This window comes from Clavibacter sp. AC415, from assembly GCF_979252985.1.
This window is the reverse complement of the sequence record NZ_CEEDAR010000018.1, coordinates 277,007-293,496: the sequence shown is the minus strand read 5'-3', so window position 1 is coordinate 293,496 and position 16,490 is coordinate 277,007. Positions and strand designations below refer to the sequence as shown.

15 protein-coding genes and 2 pseudogenes are annotated in these 16,490 nt (G+C 75.2%); 5 read left to right on the top strand and 12 right to left on the bottom strand.

Annotated elements, in window-relative coordinates; genetic code table 11:
* Positions 1 to 174: 174 nt before the first annotated feature.
* Together ACZ411_RS12480 and ACZ411_RS12475 are read right to left on the bottom strand one after the other, a co-directional pair.
* The gene (locus ACZ411_RS12480) at positions 175 to 351 is read right to left on the bottom strand and encodes a hypothetical protein (RefSeq protein ID WP_464171010.1); all 177 of its coding nucleotides are present in this window, start codon (positions 349 to 351) and stop codon (positions 175 to 177) included.
* Between the two features lie 34 nt (positions 352 to 385).
* Positions 386 to 1,966: an MDR family MFS transporter gene (locus tag ACZ411_RS12475; RefSeq protein WP_464171008.1), complete on the bottom strand. Its 1,581-nt coding sequence runs from the start codon at positions 1,964 to 1,966 to the stop codon at positions 386 to 388.
* 92 nt (positions 1,967 to 2,058) lie between these two features.
* Here ACZ411_RS12475 and ACZ411_RS12470 point away from each other — a divergent pair, with 92 nt between their 5' ends.
* A complete protein-coding gene (locus ACZ411_RS12470; protein WP_464171006.1) occupies positions 2,059 to 2,802 on the top strand; it encodes a TetR/AcrR family transcriptional regulator in 744 nt (247 codons plus the stop codon).
* Between the two features lie 29 nt (positions 2,803 to 2,831).
* Here the strand turns inward: ACZ411_RS12470 and ACZ411_RS12465 are convergent.
* From ACZ411_RS12465 to ACZ411_RS12440, 6 genes and pseudogenes are all read right to left on the bottom strand, one after another.
* Positions 2,832 to 4,140: pseudogene (locus ACZ411_RS12465) on the bottom strand (LLM class flavin-dependent oxidoreductase).
* Between the two features lie 2 nt (positions 4,141 to 4,142).
* A pseudogene (locus ACZ411_RS12460) lies at positions 4,143 to 5,550 on the bottom strand (O-acetylhomoserine aminocarboxypropyltransferase/cysteine synthase family protein).
* Positions 5,547 to 8,051: an aminotransferase class I/II-fold pyridoxal phosphate-dependent enzyme gene (locus ACZ411_RS12455; protein ID WP_464171004.1), complete on the bottom strand. Its 2,505-nt coding sequence runs from the start codon at positions 8,049 to 8,051 to the stop codon at positions 5,547 to 5,549. Before ACZ411_RS12455 ends, ACZ411_RS12460 begins: the two are co-directional and overlap by 4 nt.
* Before the next feature lie 138 nt (positions 8,052 to 8,189).
* Positions 8,190 to 8,546 carry a hypothetical protein gene (locus tag ACZ411_RS12450; protein ID WP_464171002.1) on the bottom strand — a complete coding sequence of 119 codons (357 nt, stop codon included), beginning with the start codon at positions 8,544 to 8,546 and terminating at the stop codon, positions 8,190 to 8,192.
* Between the two features lie 55 nt (positions 8,547 to 8,601).
* Positions 8,602 to 9,981 carry an aldehyde dehydrogenase family protein gene (locus ACZ411_RS12445; RefSeq protein WP_464171000.1) on the bottom strand — a complete coding sequence of 460 codons (1,380 nt, stop codon included), beginning with the start codon at positions 9,979 to 9,981 and terminating at the stop codon, positions 8,602 to 8,604.
* Between the two features lie 106 nt (positions 9,982 to 10,087).
* Positions 10,088 to 10,981 (bottom strand): LysR family transcriptional regulator, encoded by an 894-nt coding sequence (locus ACZ411_RS12440; RefSeq protein ID WP_464170998.1) that lies wholly within the window; start codon positions 10,979 to 10,981, stop codon positions 10,088 to 10,090.
* 69 nt (positions 10,982 to 11,050) lie between these two features.
* On the opposite strand from ACZ411_RS12440, the gene ACZ411_RS12435 reads away from it, so the two are divergent.
* On the top strand, positions 11,051 to 11,602 hold the full coding sequence (locus ACZ411_RS12435; RefSeq protein WP_464170996.1) for a GNAT family N-acetyltransferase: 552 nt from the start codon (positions 11,051 to 11,053) through the stop codon (positions 11,600 to 11,602).
* Between the two features lie 6 nt (positions 11,603 to 11,608).
* On the opposite strand, the gene ACZ411_RS12430 is transcribed toward ACZ411_RS12435, so the two are convergent.
* Positions 11,609 to 12,184, bottom strand: a complete 576-nt coding sequence (locus ACZ411_RS12430; protein WP_464170994.1) for a DoxX family membrane protein — start codon at positions 12,182 to 12,184, stop codon at positions 11,609 to 11,611.
* Positions 12,185 to 12,378: 194 nt separating this feature from the next.
* Here ACZ411_RS12430 and ACZ411_RS12425 point away from each other — a divergent pair, with 194 nt between their 5' ends.
* Positions 12,379 to 12,720, top strand: coding sequence for a YciI family protein (locus tag ACZ411_RS12425; RefSeq protein ID WP_464170992.1), 342 nt, complete (start codon positions 12,379 to 12,381; stop codon positions 12,718 to 12,720).
* 27 nt (positions 12,721 to 12,747) lie between these two features.
* On the opposite strand, the gene ACZ411_RS12420 is transcribed toward ACZ411_RS12425, so the two are convergent.
* Positions 12,748 to 13,227: a hypothetical protein gene (locus tag ACZ411_RS12420; protein ID WP_464170990.1), complete on the bottom strand. Its 480-nt coding sequence runs from the start codon at positions 13,225 to 13,227 to the stop codon at positions 12,748 to 12,750.
* A 104-nt stretch (positions 13,228 to 13,331) separates the two neighbouring features.
* On the opposite strand from ACZ411_RS12420, the gene ACZ411_RS12415 reads away from it, so the two are divergent.
* Together ACZ411_RS12415 and ACZ411_RS12410 are read left to right on the top strand one after the other, a co-directional pair.
* Positions 13,332 to 14,417 carry a phosphotransferase gene (locus ACZ411_RS12415; RefSeq protein WP_464170988.1) on the top strand — a complete coding sequence of 362 codons (1,086 nt, stop codon included), beginning with the start codon at positions 13,332 to 13,334 and terminating at the stop codon, positions 14,415 to 14,417.
* A 151-nt stretch (positions 14,418 to 14,568) separates the two neighbouring features.
* Positions 14,569 to 15,582 (top strand): hypothetical protein, encoded by a 1,014-nt coding sequence (locus tag ACZ411_RS12410; RefSeq protein ID WP_464170986.1) that lies wholly within the window; start codon positions 14,569 to 14,571, stop codon positions 15,580 to 15,582.
* A 13-nt stretch (positions 15,583 to 15,595) separates the two neighbouring features.
* Here the strand turns inward: ACZ411_RS12410 and ACZ411_RS12405 are convergent, their stop codons facing one another.
* Together ACZ411_RS12405 and ACZ411_RS12400 are read right to left on the bottom strand one after the other, a co-directional pair.
* Positions 15,596 to 15,775, bottom strand: coding sequence for a hypothetical protein (locus tag ACZ411_RS12405; protein ID WP_104291276.1), 180 nt, complete (start codon positions 15,773 to 15,775; stop codon positions 15,596 to 15,598).
* A 35-nt stretch (positions 15,776 to 15,810) separates the two neighbouring features.
* A complete protein-coding gene (locus ACZ411_RS12400) occupies positions 15,811 to 16,455 on the bottom strand; it encodes a uracil-DNA glycosylase (RefSeq protein WP_464170983.1) in 645 nt (214 codons plus the stop codon).
* Between the last annotated feature and the right edge of the window lie 35 nt (positions 16,456 to 16,490).

Genomic DNA, 16,490 nt, shown 5'->3' with positions numbered 1-16,490 from the left:
CCGCGGCTTCCTCGAGCTGTACCTGACCTTCGCCACCGAGACGAGCGACGCGACCCATCCCGCGCACGTGTACATGCGCTCCCGGTACGCGCGGACCATCGCGCAGATCCGGGGCCGCATCGCCGAGGCCGTCGCCCTGGAGCAGGTGCCGCCGATGGACGACGCGACCCTCGACTACGAGGCCGCCTGCTTCCTCGCGATCCTCGACGGGCTCGAGATCCAGTGGATCCACAACCCGAGCCTCGACCTGCCGGCGCTCGTGGGCGAGTACGTGGAGCAGTCGATCGCGCGCTGGCGCGGCGGCACGAAGGCGGCGGTGCCGCCGGGCTCGGCGTCCTGGACTGAGGGCATCGCCGCGCCGGGCGGATGCGCCGGGCCGGACGCGCTAGTGCGCGGCGATGCCCTCGGGCAGCGGCTCCGCCGGGCGGCGCACGAAGAACGAGGCGACGATCGCGGCGAGCGAGATGAATCCGCCGATCATGAATGCCGCCTGCACGCCCGCCGCGGTCGCGGACACCTCGGACAGGCCGTCGGCGACGCCGCCGACCGTGGTGGTCGTGAGGACCGTGACGAACAGCGCGGTGCCCGCGGCGCCGGCGAGCTGCTGCATCGTCGAGACGGTGGCGCTGCCATGCGAGTAGAGGCGCGGGGGCAGGGATCCGAGGGCCGAGGTGAGCAGCGGCGTGAACATGAAGGCGAGGCCGGCGTTCAGCACCAGGTGCACCGCGATGACCCAGCCGACCGAGGTGCCCTCGTGCAGCATCGCGGTCATGCCCCACAGGGCGATGGAGACGACGATGGCGCCGGGGATCACGAGCGGGCGCGGGCCGACGCGGTCGAAGAGGCGGCCGACGATGGGCGACAGCACCGCCATGAGCGCGCCGCCGGGGAGCAGGAGAAGGCCCGTCTCGAGCGTGCCGAGCTCCAGCACGTTCTGCAGGTAGAGCGGCAGGACGATGAGGCTGCCGAACAGCGCCATCATGCTGACGCTCACCATGATCACGGCCACCACGAACGAGCGGCTGCGGAAGGTGCGGAGGTCCATGAGGGCGCGGTCCTCGCGCTGCAGGCCGATCTGGCGCGCGATGAACGCGGCGAGCGCGAGCACGCCGACCGTGATCGGGATCCACAGCGGCAGGGGCGCCTCGCCCTCCGCCGACTCGCCGAGGCTGCTGAGGCCGTAGATGAGGCCGCCGAACGCGAGCGTGGAGAGCACCACGGAGAGGACGTCGAAGGGGAGCTTCCGCGGCGTGGTCAGGTTCGTGATCTTCCACAGCCCGAGCGCCAGCGCGATGAGCGCGATCGGCAGCACGATGAGGAACATCCAGCGCCACGACAGCGCGCTGAGGATGAGGCCGGAGACCGTCGGGCCGATGGCGGGGGCCACCGCGATGACGATGGAGATGACGCCCATGAGGCGGCCGCGGCGCGCGGCGGGCACCAGGTTGAGGACGGTCGTGAACAGCAGCGGCATCATGATGGCCGTGCCGCTGGCCTGCACCACGCGGCCGATGAGCAGCACGCCGAACCCGGGCGCGATCGCCGCGACCAGCGTGCCGAGCGAGAACAGCGTCATGGCGGCGCCGAACACCTGGCGGGTGGAGAAGCGCTGCAGGATGAAGCCGGTGGCCGGGATCACGACGGCCATGGTGAGCATGAAGCCGGTGGTGAGCCACTGCGCGGTGGCCGTGGTGATGTCGAGGTCGACCATGAGGCTCGGCAGCGCGACGCTCATGATCGTCTCGTTGAGGATCACGACGAAGGCGGCGACGACCAGCAGTCCGATGACGAGCGGGGCGCCGGCGGGCAGGCGCTCGTCGTCGCCGGTCGCGGGGCGGGCGGTGCCGCCGGCGGTCGCGGCGCCCGCGGTCGCGGGGCCGGCGGTCGCGGCGCGGTCGGCCTCCGCGTGCCCGGCGGGGGGCAGGGTCTCGTCGCGTGCGGTGTCGGCGGTGGGCGGCGTGCTCATGGGATGCGTTCTCCGGGAGTGGATGGCGGGGCGCGCGCGACGGTGCGAGGCCGGGGAGGTCCGGATGTCAGACTGGGACCGAGTGGCAGTCTATGACACAATCGGCGTCGACGACAGATGCGGCCGGACGCTGCACGCGAGCGGACGGCGGTGACGGGATGAGCGCGGTGGGCACGAGCACGGACCCCGGCGAGGCCCTGGCGCCGGTGGGCGCGGGCGCGGGCGCCGGCCTCCGCGAGCGGCGGCGCATGGCGACCACCACCGAGATCAGCGAGGCCGCGCTCGCGCTCTTCGAGGAGCGCGGCATGGCCGCCACGACCATCCACGACATCGCCCAGGCCGCGGGCGTCTCCGACCGCACCTGCTTCCGCTACTTCCCGAGCAAGGAGGAGTCGGTCCTCACGCTCCACCCCGCGTTCGACCCGCCCATCGACGCCTGGCTCGCCGACGTCGACCGCGGATCCGCGCCGCTCCCCCAGCTCGAGCGCGTCTACGAGCGCGTCCTGGCCTCCCTCGACGGCGAGCTGGCCGCCCTCGCGCAGCAGCAGCTGCGCGTGCGGCGCCTCATGGCCGACGAGCCGCAGCTGCGCTCCGCCGCGGTCTCCCTCGACGCGACGCGCTCGTGGGAGCTGGCCGAGCGCATGACGACCGCGTTCGACGGGCGCATCACGGCCCAGGAGGCGCGCCTGGTCACCGAGCTCGCGGGCGTCGCGGTGCGCACGGCCTTCGACGAGTGGGCGGATGCGCGGGCCGCCGGCCTCGACGCGACCCTCGTCGCCTCCTACGCGGCGGTGCGCCGCCGACTGCGCGACATCGCGGGCACCGGCGCGGCCTGACCCGGGCGGGACGATGTCCGCCTCAGGGATCAGTCGAACAGGTTCGCCCTCAGCCCGCCCGCGGCCAGCTCGTCGCGGAGGATCCCGCGGCGGCGGAGCACGGGCACGAGCTCGTCGAGCATCCGGTGCAGCGTCACGGGATGCAGGTCGCCGGAGAGCAGCAGGCCGTCGTTGTCGGCGTCGTCGCCCAGCTGCTCGACGAAGTCCGCGAACCGCTCCGCCGTGCCGACGAACCCGGACCGCTCCGCGACGAGGCCCTTGCGCGCCTTCCGGGTGAGCAGCTCCCGGAGCGGCGCATCCTCGGTGCCGCCGTAGAGCCCGGCGATGGTGCCGTGCGAGACGTGCTCGCCGAAGACGCCGCGGTCGACGGGCCGGTCGAGGTCGAGGCCCGTGAGGTCGGTCTCGAGGTCGCTCGACCAGCCGAGCGCGATGGCCCGGAGCACGTCGTCGGAGGGGTGGCGCGACGCGTCGACGACCCGGCGCGCCTCCTCCTCGCTCGACACGATCTCGGGCTTCACGACGAAGAGGATCCGGATGCCGTCCTGGTCCGCGCCCCTGCCGGGCCGCCGCGTCCAGCACCTTCGCACGGTAGGCGAGGAGCGCGGCCGGCTCGAGCGGCGCCAGGCCGAGCTGGACGTCGGACTGCGTGCCCGCGAAGGACAGGCCGCGCGGGGATCCGCCGGGCGAGACGATCACCGGGTCGCCGTACGCGGACGGCACGGCGTTGAGCGGGCCGTCGACGGAGAAGTGCTCGCCGCGGTGCTGGAACGCGTCGAGCAGGGCACCGTCGGCGAAGCGACCGGAGGCGGGATCCTCGACGAGGGCGCCGCCGTCCCAGCTGTGCCAGAGGCGGCGGACCACCTCCATCCACTCGTCGGCGCGGTCGTAGGCGCCGTCGTGCGAGAGCGGATCGAGGCCCACGTGCCGGGCGCTGCCGACGTCGGTGACCAGGTTGATCCCGAACCGGCCCGCGCTCAGGTGCTGCAGCGTCTGCGCCTGCCGGGCGGCGAGGTACGGCGGCGTGATCCCGGCGTTGACCGTCGGCACCAGGCCGATCCGCGAGGTGGCGGCGAACAGCCACGGCGCGAGGAGCAGCGGGTCGTGCTTGGGGCCGCCGTACGCGCCGCGCACGCGGAGGTCGAGGGTCTCGGGCGAGCCGAGGGAGACGGCGTCCTCCATGACGATGAGCTCGAAGCCCGCCTGCTCGAGCTCGCGGGCGGACTGCTGGTAGAGGTCGGGGCGGGTCCAGTCGCGGTTCCACTCCCGGTACGGGTGGCCCCAGCCCTGCGGGCCGAAGCCCCGGGAGAGGAACCAGCCGAGGTGCTGGCGGCGGGCCACCGTCAGGATCCGGTCGCCGGCAGGGCGCGCACGGCGTCGAGGCCGCGCTCGAGGTCGCGGAGGATGTCGGCGATGTCCTCGATCCCGATGGAGACGCGGAGACAGCCCCGGCCAGATCCCCGCGGCGTCCCGCTCCTCGGGGGTGCGGCCCGCGTGCGTGGTCGACGCCGGGTGCAGCACGAGCGAGCGCACGTCGCCGAGGTGGGTCATGCGGCTGAAGAGCCGCACCGCGTCGGTGAACGCCTCGGCCGCCGGCTCGCCGCCCGCGAGCGTGAACGAGAACACGGATCCCTGCCCGTCGGGCAGGTACCGCAGCGCCAGCTCGTGGGACCGGCTCGACGGGAGCCCCGCGTAGTCGACCGACGACACCTCCGGCCGCCCCTCCAGGAAGCGCGCCACCGCGAGCGCGTTCGCCGAGTGCCGCTCGACGCGCAGCGACAGGGTCTCGATGCCCTGCCGCAGGAGGAACGAGCTGAACGGCGCGGGCGTCGGGCCGAACCGGGACGCGACGATCTCGCGGGCGTACGCGACGAAGGCACCGCGGCCGTGGCGGTCGGCCCAGCTGGCGCCGCCGAAGGAGCGCTCGGGCTGGGTCAGGTGCGGGAAGAGCTCCGGCCGCGCGGCCCAGTCGAAGGTGCCGCCGTCGACGACCACGCCGCCGAGCACCGATCCGTGGCCCGCGAGGAACTTGCTCGTGGAGTGCACCACCACGTCGGCGCCGTGCTCGATCGGGCGGAGCAGGTACGGGGTCGCGAGCGTGTCGTCGACCACGAACGGCAGGCCGTGCCGGTGCGCGACGTCCGCGATGCCGGCGAGGTCGAGCAGGTCGTTCTTCGGGTTCGGGATGGGCTCGCCGAACAGCACGCGCGTCGAGGGCGTGATCCGGCGGGCCCACTCGTCGAGGTCGCGGTGGTCGTCCACGAAGTCGACCCCGATGCCGAGCCGGCCGAGGTTCTGGCGGAAGAGGCCGCGGTTGCCCTCGTAGATGCTGCTCGAGGAGAGGATCCGGTCGCCGGCCTGCAGGATCGCGAGCAGCGCGGTGGTGGTCGCGGCCTGCCCGCTCGCGAGGAGGATCGCCTCGGTGCCGCCCTCGAGCTCGGCGAGCCGCTTCTCGACCTCGTCGGTGGTGGGGTTGCCGTTCCGCGTGTACAGGTAGCCCTCGTCGGCCCCGGCGAAGCGGTCGCGGGCCTCCGCGAAGCTGTCGAAGACGAAGCCCGCGGTGAGGTGCACGGGCGAGACGCGGGCGCCGTGCTCGGCGTCGACGGCGGCGCCGGCGTGGATCTGCCGCGTGGTGAAGCCGGCCGTGGCCGGGACCCCGCCGACCCGGGCGCCGTCCGCGGGCGCGGGGGCGTCGGGCGCGGGCGCGGGCGCATCGGACGCGGCCGCGCGGATCCCCTCGACGACGCTCATGCGCCGAACACCCGACGCGAGGCGATGGCCGCGCCCTCGACGAGCGCCCCGAGCTTCGCCCACGCGACGTCGGTCGCGACGAACTCGTAGCTCGCGAACGTGGAGAGGCCGCAGTCGGTGCCGGCGATGACCCGGGCGGGGTCGCCGACCGCGTCGACGACGTCGAGGATCCGGTTCGCGATCACCTGCGGGTGCTCCAGGTAGTTGGTGGTCACGTCCACGACCCCCGGGATGAGGACGGCGCCCTCGGGCAGCGGGTGGTCGCGGAAGGCGGGCGCCTCGTGCTGGTGCGCGGGATTACCGAGCGGGATGCTGAACGCGCCGACGCGGGCCCGGTACAGGTGCGGGAGCAGCACGTCGACGGGCACGTCGTCCTGGTGCGGGCCCTGCCAGTTGCCCCAGCACACGTGCAGGCGCACCCTCTCGCGCGGGATGTCGCGGATCGCGTGGTTGAGCGCGTCCACGTGCAGGTCGACGGCCGCGAGGAACTCCTCGAGGGTGGCGTCGCCGAACTGGATGACCCGCTCCATCGCGAGGTCGGGCGCGTCGAGCTGCAGGGTGTGCCCGCGCGCGACGATGGCGTCGTACTCGGTCTTGAGCTGGTCGGCGAGCGCGAACACGTAGGCGCGGTCGTCGCCGTAGTGCGGGTTGGCGGCGTCGAGCAGGAGGGTCGTCGAGACGATGCCCGGGGTCGCGGCTGAGAAGAAGGTGCCCGCGGGGGCGAGGCCGCGATCCGCCTGCACGGCGAGCTCGCGCGCGAAGCCGTCGAGGTCCTCCGTGATCCCGGCGAGCGTCGGGTCGTACTCGAGGAGGCCCTCCGCGACCGGCGGGTCCCGGACGCGCGCCACGTCCGCCCCCTCCACGATCTGCCGCGCCTGGAACGCGGCGTAGTCGGGGAACCTGATCGAGTCGAGCGTGGGCTTCCGGTGGCCGGCGCCGCCGAACCCGTCGATGCGCTCGAGCACGTAGGTCGAGAAGCCGACGCGCGGCACCTCGCCGTCGTTCACGATGTCGAGGCCGGTCTCCAGCTGCCGCCGCACGGTGTCGGCGACCGCGGACGCGGTGACCTCGGCCAGCTCGTCCGAGTCGAACGCGCGCCGCTGGTCGCGGGCGACGAGCAGCCGGGTCAGCTCGGGCGTGCGCGGGAGGCTGCCGGCGTGCGTGGTCAGGATGCGGTCGGTCATGCGGGGACTCCTCGGTGGATGGCGGTGTGGGCGCGGAGGGCGGGGGCGGCGCGGTGGTCGGGCACGGCGGAGGCGCGGGCGGTGGCGCGGAGGTCGGCGCCGGCGGTGGTGGACGGAGCGACGGCGGGCGCGGATCCGGATCGGGATCCGGGCGCGGGCGCCGGTCCGGACGCGGCGAGCGCCGCGATCCGCCGCACGGCCTCGCGCAGCACGTCCGGGTCGCAGGCGAGGTTGAGGCGGGCATGCCCGGCGCCACCGGTGCCGTAGAGGTGGCCGGCGTTGAGGGCGACGCGCGCGCGGTCGAGGATCACGGCCGTCGGGTCGGCGCCGAGGCCGAGCGGGCGGAGGTCGAGCCAGGCGAGGTAGCCGGCGGCGGGGCGGTGGGTGCACCACGCCGGGCAGGTGCTCGGCGAGGAGGGAGGCGAGGAGCAGGTCGTTCGCGACGATCCGGGCGATGGCGTCGTCGAGCCAGTCGGTACAGGAGAAGGCGACGACGTTGGCGTGCAGCCCGAGGATGCTCGTTCGACAGGCCACCTCCTCGACGAGGCCGCCGAGGAGGTCGTGCGTGCGCGGATCCCCCGCGATGACGAGCGAGCACTTGGCGCCCGCGAGGTTCCAGCCCTTGCTCGCCGACGTGACGCACACGGAGCTGGCGCCGAGCGCCTCGGCCAGCGGCGCGAACGGCGTGAAGGCCGCGCCCGGCAGCGTCAGCGGCGCGTGCACCTCGTCGCTGACCACGAGCACGTCGTGGCGGGCGGCCAGCCGGGCCACGGCGGCGAGGGTCCGCTCGTCGTGCACGAGCCCCATCGGGTTGTGCGGGTTGCAGAGGAGGAACGCGTCGACCCCGGAGGCGAACGCGCGCTCGAGGCCCGCGAGGTCGAGGGACGCGCGGCCGTCGGACACGAGGAGCGGCACCTCCTCGACGCGCGCGCCCGCCTCCTCCACCAGCTCGAAGAACGGCGGGTACACGGGCGGCGTGACGACCACGCGGCCGCCGCGCGGGACCGCGAGCCGCAGGGTCTCGACGATGCCGACGCTCACGTCGGTGGCGATGCGCACGCGGCTCTCGTCGACGACCCAGCCCCAGCGCTCGCGGGCGAACCGGGCGAAGGCGGGCGCGATCGGGCCGGGGCCGTCGAGGTAGCCGACGTCGGAGGCGCGGATCCGCCGCACCAGCTCGTCGACGACGGGCTCGGCGATCGCGTAGTCCATCTCGGCCACGAACAGGGGCAGCACGTCCGCGGGGAACCGCGTCCACTTGATGCTCGTGCGCTGGCCGCGGATCTCGTCGATCGGCGCCGTCGTGACCTTCACCATGACGCCACGATGCCGGGCTTCCCCCCGCCGTGGCGAGCGCCCGCGTCACACGAGGACACGGGCCAGGAGGAGGGACGGCGCCACCGGGATCGGTCGGCCGCTCCGCGAGGTGCCGGCGGGCGACAACCCGCTCCGCGGCTAGGCCCAGCGGTACTGGCTGAGCGCCAGGAGCAGGGAGCCGGCCACGAGCACCACTGCGCCGGAGGCGAGGATCCCGACGACGCCGATCGCGATGCCGCCCCCGATGAGGCGCGGGCGCTCCGCCGCGTGCTGCCGCCCGTCGCGCATCCCGCGCCGGACGGCGACGATGCCGAGGACGCAGGTGGCGACCGACAGCATCGACGACGGGAACACGCCGACGTAGAGCTGCGGCTCGCCGAGCAGCCGCCCGAGCGCGATGGAGGCGACGACGCCCACCGGCCCGACGAGGCTCAGCCAGCCGAGCAGCCAGGCGCGGGACCTCGGGCGCAGGGTCGACCCCTGTGGATCCTTCACACGTGCAGGGTATTCGACGAGGCGGATGGGAGCGGCCGATCCGCCCACGCCGGTGTCAGGCGATGCGGATCAGCTTCCGGTTCGCGAACTCGTCGACCGCGTGCCGGCCGAGCTCACGGCCGGAGCCGGAGCGCTTCACGCCGCCGAAGGGCAGCTCGGCCGCGTCGCCCAGCACCAGGTTGACCCAGACCATGCCCGCGTCGATGCCGTCGGCGACCCGCAGGGCCTCCTCCGGATCGGTCGTGTACACGTACGAGCCGAGGCCGAACGGGGTGTCGTTGGCGAGCTCCACCGCCTCCTCCGCGGAGGAGACGCGGTACAGCGCGGCGACCGGCCCGAAGAACTCCTCGCGGTAGGCCTCCATCGCGGGCGTCACGTCGGCGAGCACCGCGGGCGGGAACATGTTCCCCACGGGGTCGCCGCTCGCGAGCACGGTCGCGCCCTGGTCGACCGCGCGGGCCAGCTGCTCGGTGAGCCGCTCGGTCGCGGCGCGCGAGGAGAGCGGGCCGAGCAGGGTGCCGTCGGCCAGCGGATCCGCGGGCTGCGCGGCCGTGAGCTCCGCGGTGAAGCGGGCGGCGAAGTCGTCGTAGAGGTGGTCGATCACGAGGAAGCGCTTGGCGCCGTTGCAGGACTGGCCGTTGTTGTCGAGGCGCGCGGCCACCGCGTCGGCGACGACCGCGTCGAGGTCGTCGGTCGACAGCAGGATGAAGGGGTCGGATCCGCCGAGCTCCAGCACGACCTTCTTCAGGTGGCGGCCCGCGATCTCGGCCACGGCGGCGCCCGCGCGCTCGGACCCGGTGACGGAGACGCCCTGCACGCGCGGGTCGGCGATGACGCCCTCGATCTGCTCGTTCGCGGCGAGCACGCTCACGTAGACGCCCGGGTCGGCGTCGACGTCCGCTGCCGCGTCGCTGAGGATGCGCTGGATGGCGTCGGCCGACTCCGGGCACTGCGGCGCGTGCTTCAGCAGGATCGCGTTGCCGGTGACGATCGCGGGGCCCGCGAACCGGGCCACCTGGTAGTACGGGAAGTTCCACGGCATGATCCCGAGGAGGACGCCGAGGCCCGAGCGGCGCACGAACGCGGATCCGGTGCCGTCGGCCAGCGCGATGGGCTCGTCGGCGAGGAACACCTCCGCGTTCGTCGCGTAGTAGCCGTAGATGTCGGCCGCGAAGTCGACCTCCCCGAGCGCCTGGTCGAGGGGCTTCCCCATCTCGCGCACGATGATGCGGGCCAGCTCGTCGCGGCGCTCCACGTGCAGCTCGGCGACGCGGGCGACGAGGGCGGCGCGCTCGGCGACCGTGGTGCGGCGCGACCAGCCGCGGTAGGCGGCCTCGGCCCGCGCGATCGCGTCCTGCAGCTCCGCGTCGGTGATCCCGGGATGCTCGGCGACGGTCTCGCCGGTGGTCGGATCGGTGACGGCGTAGCTGCTCATGATGCTCCTCCTCGAACGCCGCGCGGGTGGCGCGGTCGAGCCCACGATATCGAGCGGGCACGGCCGGCAGCAGGGCGCGTCGGCGCGACCCGGTCGGGCTCCGCGGTCAGCCGAGCCGGGCCGCGAGGAACGCGTCGACGACGGCCCGGCTGCCGCCGGCGTGGGTCGCGAGGTGCACGGTGGAGACGGCCCGGGATCCGGTGAGCGGGAGCACCCGGACGGTGGCGGGCGCCCCCACGGCCGCGCTCCGCGGTGCGATCGTGACCCCGAGGCCGGCGCCCACGAGGTGCACGATCATCGTCCACGTCGAGCCCTCCTGCACCACGCGGACCACCCGCCCGCGCTCGGTCAGGGGCGCGAGGTTCCGGCGGTAGGCGTCCTCGCTGGCGCGCCGCGGCGGGAAGACGAACGGCTCGTCGGCGAGGAGCGCCGCGTCCACCTCGTCGGCGTCCGCGAGCGGATGCGCGGCCGGCACGACCGCGACGAACGGCTCCGTCACGAGCTCCCGCAGGTCCACCCCCGGGGTCGGATCCGGGTCGCGCACCACCGCGACGTCGAGCTCGCCGCGGCGGAGGGCGTCCATCAGGTCGACGGTGAAGCCCTCGCGCACGCGCACCTCGACGTCCGGGTGCCGGGCGCGGAAGCGGCGGATGCTCTCCACCGGCCCGAGGTCCTCCGCGCCGATCGCGACGGTCGAGTGCACCATGCCGATCTCCAGCCGGCCCACCTCGCCGCGGGCGATGCGCGCGACCTCGTCGATCCCCGCGTCGGCCTGGCGGAGGAGCGCCCGGCCGCGGTCGCGCAGGGCGGCGCCCGCCGGCGTCAGCGCGACGCTCCGCGAGGTGCGGGTCAGCAGCGCGACCCCGAGCCGCCGCTCTAGGCGCTGCACCTGCTGGGACAGCACCGGCTGGGCGATGCCGAGCTCCTCCGCCGCCCGCCCGAAGTGCAGCTCGTCGGCGACGGCGAGAAAGGCGCGCACGAGGCGGAGGTCGAGATCCATGCACAAAAGCTATCGATCACGCGCCTTCCACATTGGACGGCGACGGTGCGGAGCGACGAGGCTGGGGGCATGAGCACGAGCAGCGAGACCCGCACCCCGTCCGCCGAGGAGCCCGCCCGCGAGATCCCCGCCGCCCCCGCCCTCGACATCGGCCCGATGCGCGACGCGGCCGACGCCGCGGCCTTCCGCGCGCTCAACGAGGCGTGGATCACCACGCACTTCGTGATCGAGCCCGAGGACGAGCGCGTGCTCGCCGACCCGCGCGGACAGATCGTCGACCACGGTGGCGAGGTGCTCCTGGCCCGCGCGGGCGACCGGATCCTCGGCTGCGTCGCGCTGATCCCCGAGGGCGACGGCGTGTGGGAGCTCGCGAAGATGGCGGTCGACGAGACCGTGCGCGGCCGCGGCACCGGGCGGCGCCTCCTCCACGCGGCCGTCGCCGAGGCCCGTCGCCGCGGCGCCGCCGCCCTCGTGCTCGCGAGCAGCGTCGACCTGCCGGCCGCCGTGCACCTCTACGAGGCCGTCGGCTTCCGCCACGTCGCGCCGGAGGAGGCCGGCCACGTCCCGTACGCGCGCGCGAGCGTCTTCATGCGGATGGAGCTGGATCCCGCGACCCGCTGACGGCGGTCAGGCGCGCCCGCTCCCGACCCGGCCCGGGGCGCCGCCCCGCCGCCGTGCGAGGAGGGCGTCGACGCTCCACACGGCACCCGCCGACGACAGGCACAGACCCAGGGACGCGACGACGTAGCCGACGGAGGGCCCGAGGTCGGTCTGCCCGTCGCGGAACCACGGCAGGTGCATGCCCTCCGCTCCGGTCCAGATGCCGAGGCTCAGCACCGCGCTGGCGAGGAGCGCCGTGCGGGACAGGAGCCCGAGGACCAGGAGCACCGCGACCGCGGTCTCGACGATCGCGATGACGTGCGCGAAGAGCGACGGGTCCGACAGGCCCACGCGGTTCCACAGCAGCAGCCAGTCGTGGACCACGGGCGTGTCGACGTCCGCGGCCCTGCCGAGCTCGTCGGGCAGCGTCTGCCCCTCGATGAACCCCGGCATCCACTTGAGGGCCGCATCGACGGCCCAGACGAGGCCGAAGGCGATGCGGAGCGCGGCGGCGGCCCGGAGCCGGGTGAGGGTCCGCGGATCCGGGCCCGCGCGCTCCGGGAGGCGGGCGGGCAGGGGTGCGATGGAGGGGATCGGGGTCATCGGGACATCGTGCAGGTGAGGGTGCCCTTACCTCGCGACCCCTCCACAGCGGGCGGCGGAGCGGGCGGGGGTCGGGCGGGGGACCTGGTGGGAGGCGCCCGGTCGGCCGTCCCCTCGTCCCCGTGGCCCTGCGGTCCGGGGCCAGGATGGGGTCGCGCGGCGGAGGCGGCGCGAGGACGGCGAGGAGGCCGGAGATGACGAAGTACCTGATCTCGTTCCCGAGCGGCGAGATGGTCGTGCCCGAGGGCGAGTGGCAGACCGTGGTGGACGAGTCGCATGCCGTGGTGCGGGAGGCGAAGGCGGCGGGCGTCTGGGTCTTCGGCGGCGGCATCGACGAGGGGATCCCACCCGTGCGGGTCGCGGCCGACGGGATCGTGACGCCGGGCGCCTACCCGCAGACGAGCCGGCTGGAGGGCGGCTACGCGATCCTCGACCTCCCGACCCGCCAGGCCGCGCTCGAGTGGGCGGCGCGCATCGCGGCCGCGTGCCGCTGCCCGCAGGAGCTGCGCGCCTTCGGGGACGACCCGGAGAGCTGACGCGTCCGCCGCGGACGCGGATCAGGCTCAGGGGTCGCACGGCCACCACTGCCCGAAGGCCGCGCGCACCACCTCGAGCGCCTCCGCCGGGCCCCAGACCTGCAGGTCGGTGCACCCGGGTCCGTAGCGCCCCGCGATGACGCCGTAGTCGCCCACGGTGGAGTACGCGATCCACGCCGCCGGGTCGACGTCGGACGTGCCGCCGCCTCCGCCGTCCCCGATCTCGAGGCGCTCCCCGGCGGGGAACACGATCGTCGAGCCGATCGGCACGCACGGCTCCCGGTCGGCGTCGTCGAGCTCGTCGGCGGGGATGTCGCGGACGGCGGCGCACGGCGGGTCCTGGATCTCCGTCGCGTCGAGCGTGAGGATGCGCGCGTCGGACGGCACGCAGGCCGCGAGCACGAGGACCAGGGCCGCCGCGGCGACCGCCGTGCCCCCGGCCCGCGCCACCCGCCGCGCCCGCGCCGAGGCCGGGGTCGTGGCCGGGGTCGTGGCCGTGGCCGACATTCTCCGATGCCGCATGCGCCCGCTCCCTCCTGTCCGCTGCAGTCCGCACCATCCTGGCGCCCCCACCGGCGCCGCACGAGGTTCCGCGTCGCTAGCGTCGGAGGATGGACGACGAGCGGGACGCCGGGCTCCGGGCGGCGGTCGGCGACCTCCCGGGTCGTCCCGTCGCCGCGCTCCACGACGTGGGCCGGGACCCGCTCGAGTACGACGCGTTCCTCGCGCACCGTGCGGTGACGCGGATCCACGGGGTGGCGCACCCCGCGGACGGCACCGCTCCCGTTCCGTGGGCGCTCGTAGAGAAGCGCACGGAGGGCCCCGCCCTCGCCGTGCCGTACCTCCTGCGGAACGCCGCGCGGGAGCTCGCCGCCTACCGATCGGGCCTGCTCGACGGGCTGCCCGCCGGGATCCGGGCGCCGCGCGCGCACGGCACCCTGCACGACACGGGCGGCGGCACGACCCTCTGGATCGAGGAGGTGCGGCACGCGGGGCGGCGGCCCCTCGACCCCGCCGACCTGCTCGCCGCCGCGGAGTCCCTGGGCGCCCTCGCCGGGACGTGGGTCGGACGGCCACCGGAGGAACCGTGGCTCCTCGCGGACTGGATCGACCGGCACGCGCAGCCCGAGGCGGCGGACGCGGGCGCGCGGACCCTCGCCGGCGCCGGGCCGCGGGCGGCCGCGCTCCTCGGCGCGCGCATCCCCGCGGCGGCGCAGCTCCTCGCGGCGCAGGACCTCGTGCGCGCCACCCTGGAGAGCCTGCCGTCGACCCTCTGCCACCACGACGCGACGGGCGCGAACGTGTTCCGCGACGCGGGCGGGATCGTGCTCATCGACTGGGAGTCCGTCGGCCCGGGGCCGGTGGGCGCGGACCTCGCGTCGCTGCTGTGCTCGTCGGTCCGGCGGGGCGACGCGACCGCGGCCGATGTCGCGACGGTGCTCGACGAGACCGTCGAGCGGCACGCGGCGGGGATCCGCTCGGCCGGCGGGCACGTGCCGACGGAGGTCGTGCGGCGCGGGCTCGACGCCGCCCTCGCCCTCCGCTGGAAGCTCGCGGCCGACCTCGTCGCGTCCCTCGACGCCGGATCCGCGCCGCGACGCGGCAGCCTCCCCGACGAGCCGCCGGAGGACGCCGTCGCCGACCTCGTCGCCCTTCTCGACCTGGTGCTCGGCGCTGCCGAGCGCGTGCTCCGCTGAAGGCCGGTGGGTCGGCGGCCGTCGGATCGGCGTCCCCGGCGGCGGTCGACCCTCACGGCGGCGGTCGAGCCCTCCCGCGGGGCCGCGCTTCCCCAGGCTCTCCCCGACCGCTCCGGGGTCCTCCACAGGACGGCCCGCGAGGATGGTTCTCATGTCGAACATCAGCCGCCTGCTCGGCGCCGCCGCACGAGCGCTCCGCGACTCCTCCTCCTCGTCCTCCTCCGGCCCGGACCGGGGCCAGGGATCCGGCTCCGGCTCCGGCTCCGGGAATGGCGCGGGATCCGGCTCCGGCACCGACTGGCGCAGCGTCGTCCGCTCGGCCGCCGGGAAGCTCACGGGCGACGAGCCGGACCGCCGCGACCAGGGCACCGGGACCGCGCACGGCCGGGACCCGTCGTACGGCGCACGTCCGACGTCGCAGCCCGGGGACGGCCGGATCGAGTACGGCCAGCCCGACTACGGGCAGTCCGACCACGGGCGGTCCGGCCACGGGCAGCCGTGGAACGACGCATCCGCCGCCGGCCGCCGCGGACAGGGCGCGGCGCAGCCCGCCTCCGAGGCCGACCGCGTCGCCCTCGGCAAGTACGACTACCTCCTGCGCACCGCCTCCCCGGAGCAGCTCGAGCAGGTGCACCGTGAGGCGTTCGCGCGCCTCACTCCGGCGCAGCGCGAGCTCGTCCAGGCGCGCCTCACCGAGGAGCTGCCCGCGCACGAGCGGCCGCGCAGCGGCAGCGTCGACGACCTCGCCCTCGCGGCCACCCGCGGCCAGACCAGCCGCCCCGGCCTCATGCAGAAGGTGCTCGGCGGTCACGGGTCGTCGGGTCGCGGCGGCCGGGCCGGCACGTTCGCCGCAGGTGCCGCCGCGGGTGCCGGCGTCGCCGCGCTCGGCGGCGTCGCGCTGGCCGTCGCCTCCGGTGCCGTGATCAGCTCCGTGGCCGGCCCGCTCCTGTCCGGCGCGATGGCCGACGGCGTCGACTTCGCGGGGCTCACCGAGGGCTTCGGCCTCGAGGGACTCGAGGGCGTCGGCGACCTCGGCGGCCTGACCGAGGGCGTCGACGGCATCGCGCAGAGCGGCGGCGACTACCTCACCGGCCTCGGCGACCAGGAGTCCAACTTCGGCGAGGGCTTCCAGATCCCGGGCCTCAGCGACTTCTTCGAGCGCTGATCCCCGCTCCGCCCTAGCGCGACCGGCGCAGGCCGACGACGCAGAGCACCGCGACGGCCGCGGAGATCCCCGCCGACACCAAGAGGGCGACGCCCATCCCGGCGAGCTCGGCACCGCCCTCGGCCACCTCCAATGCGAGGACCCCCACCACTGCCTGGACGATCGCGAGCACCGCGGACGCCCCGGCGAGCACGCGCAGGATCGTCCGAGAGCGGGTCCGCGAGCCCGTCACGACGTGCCCCGTCCCGCGAGCAGCGCGCCCACCCGCCGGTAGGTCGCGACCTGGTCCGCCGTCCGGGCCTCCCGCACCGCGGGATCCGGGTGGAAGAGCGAGGACCGGCTCGGGTGGATGGTCGAGAGCACCGCGTACCGGACCCCGTCGGCGAGGTCGGGGTCGAGCTCGACCGCGTAACGCCAGATGCGCTCGGCGTCCCGACCCTGCAGGAGCACGACCTCGAGGTCGGGCAGGAGCGCCACCAGCTCCACGAGCACGCGCGCGCCCAGCCGCCCCTCGACGGCACCGGGCGCCCTGTCGATGAACCAGGGGTACGCGTTCCACGGCAGCACGTCGCGGTCGCGGATCCCGTGCTCGGCGAACAGCGCGGCCTGGCGCTCGGCGGTCGGGTCGTCGTTCTCGATGCTGAGGAAGCCGGATCCGACGTCCTCCTGCGTCTTGGGGCCCGGGTCGCGGAGCACGCTGAGTACCCGCGCGTCCGTGCCGCCGTGGTGCGGGGCGACGCGCGGCACGAAGCCGGCATGGTCCGGCTCCCGGATCGCGGCGACGAAGGCGTTCACGGGCGCCATGTGCGGAGCGGTCTCCGCCGCGTCCTCCTGGGATCGGCGGAAGGCGAAGTCGGACATGCGGCGGGTCATGCCCTCACGGTATCCGGCCGTCAGCCGCCGGCAGC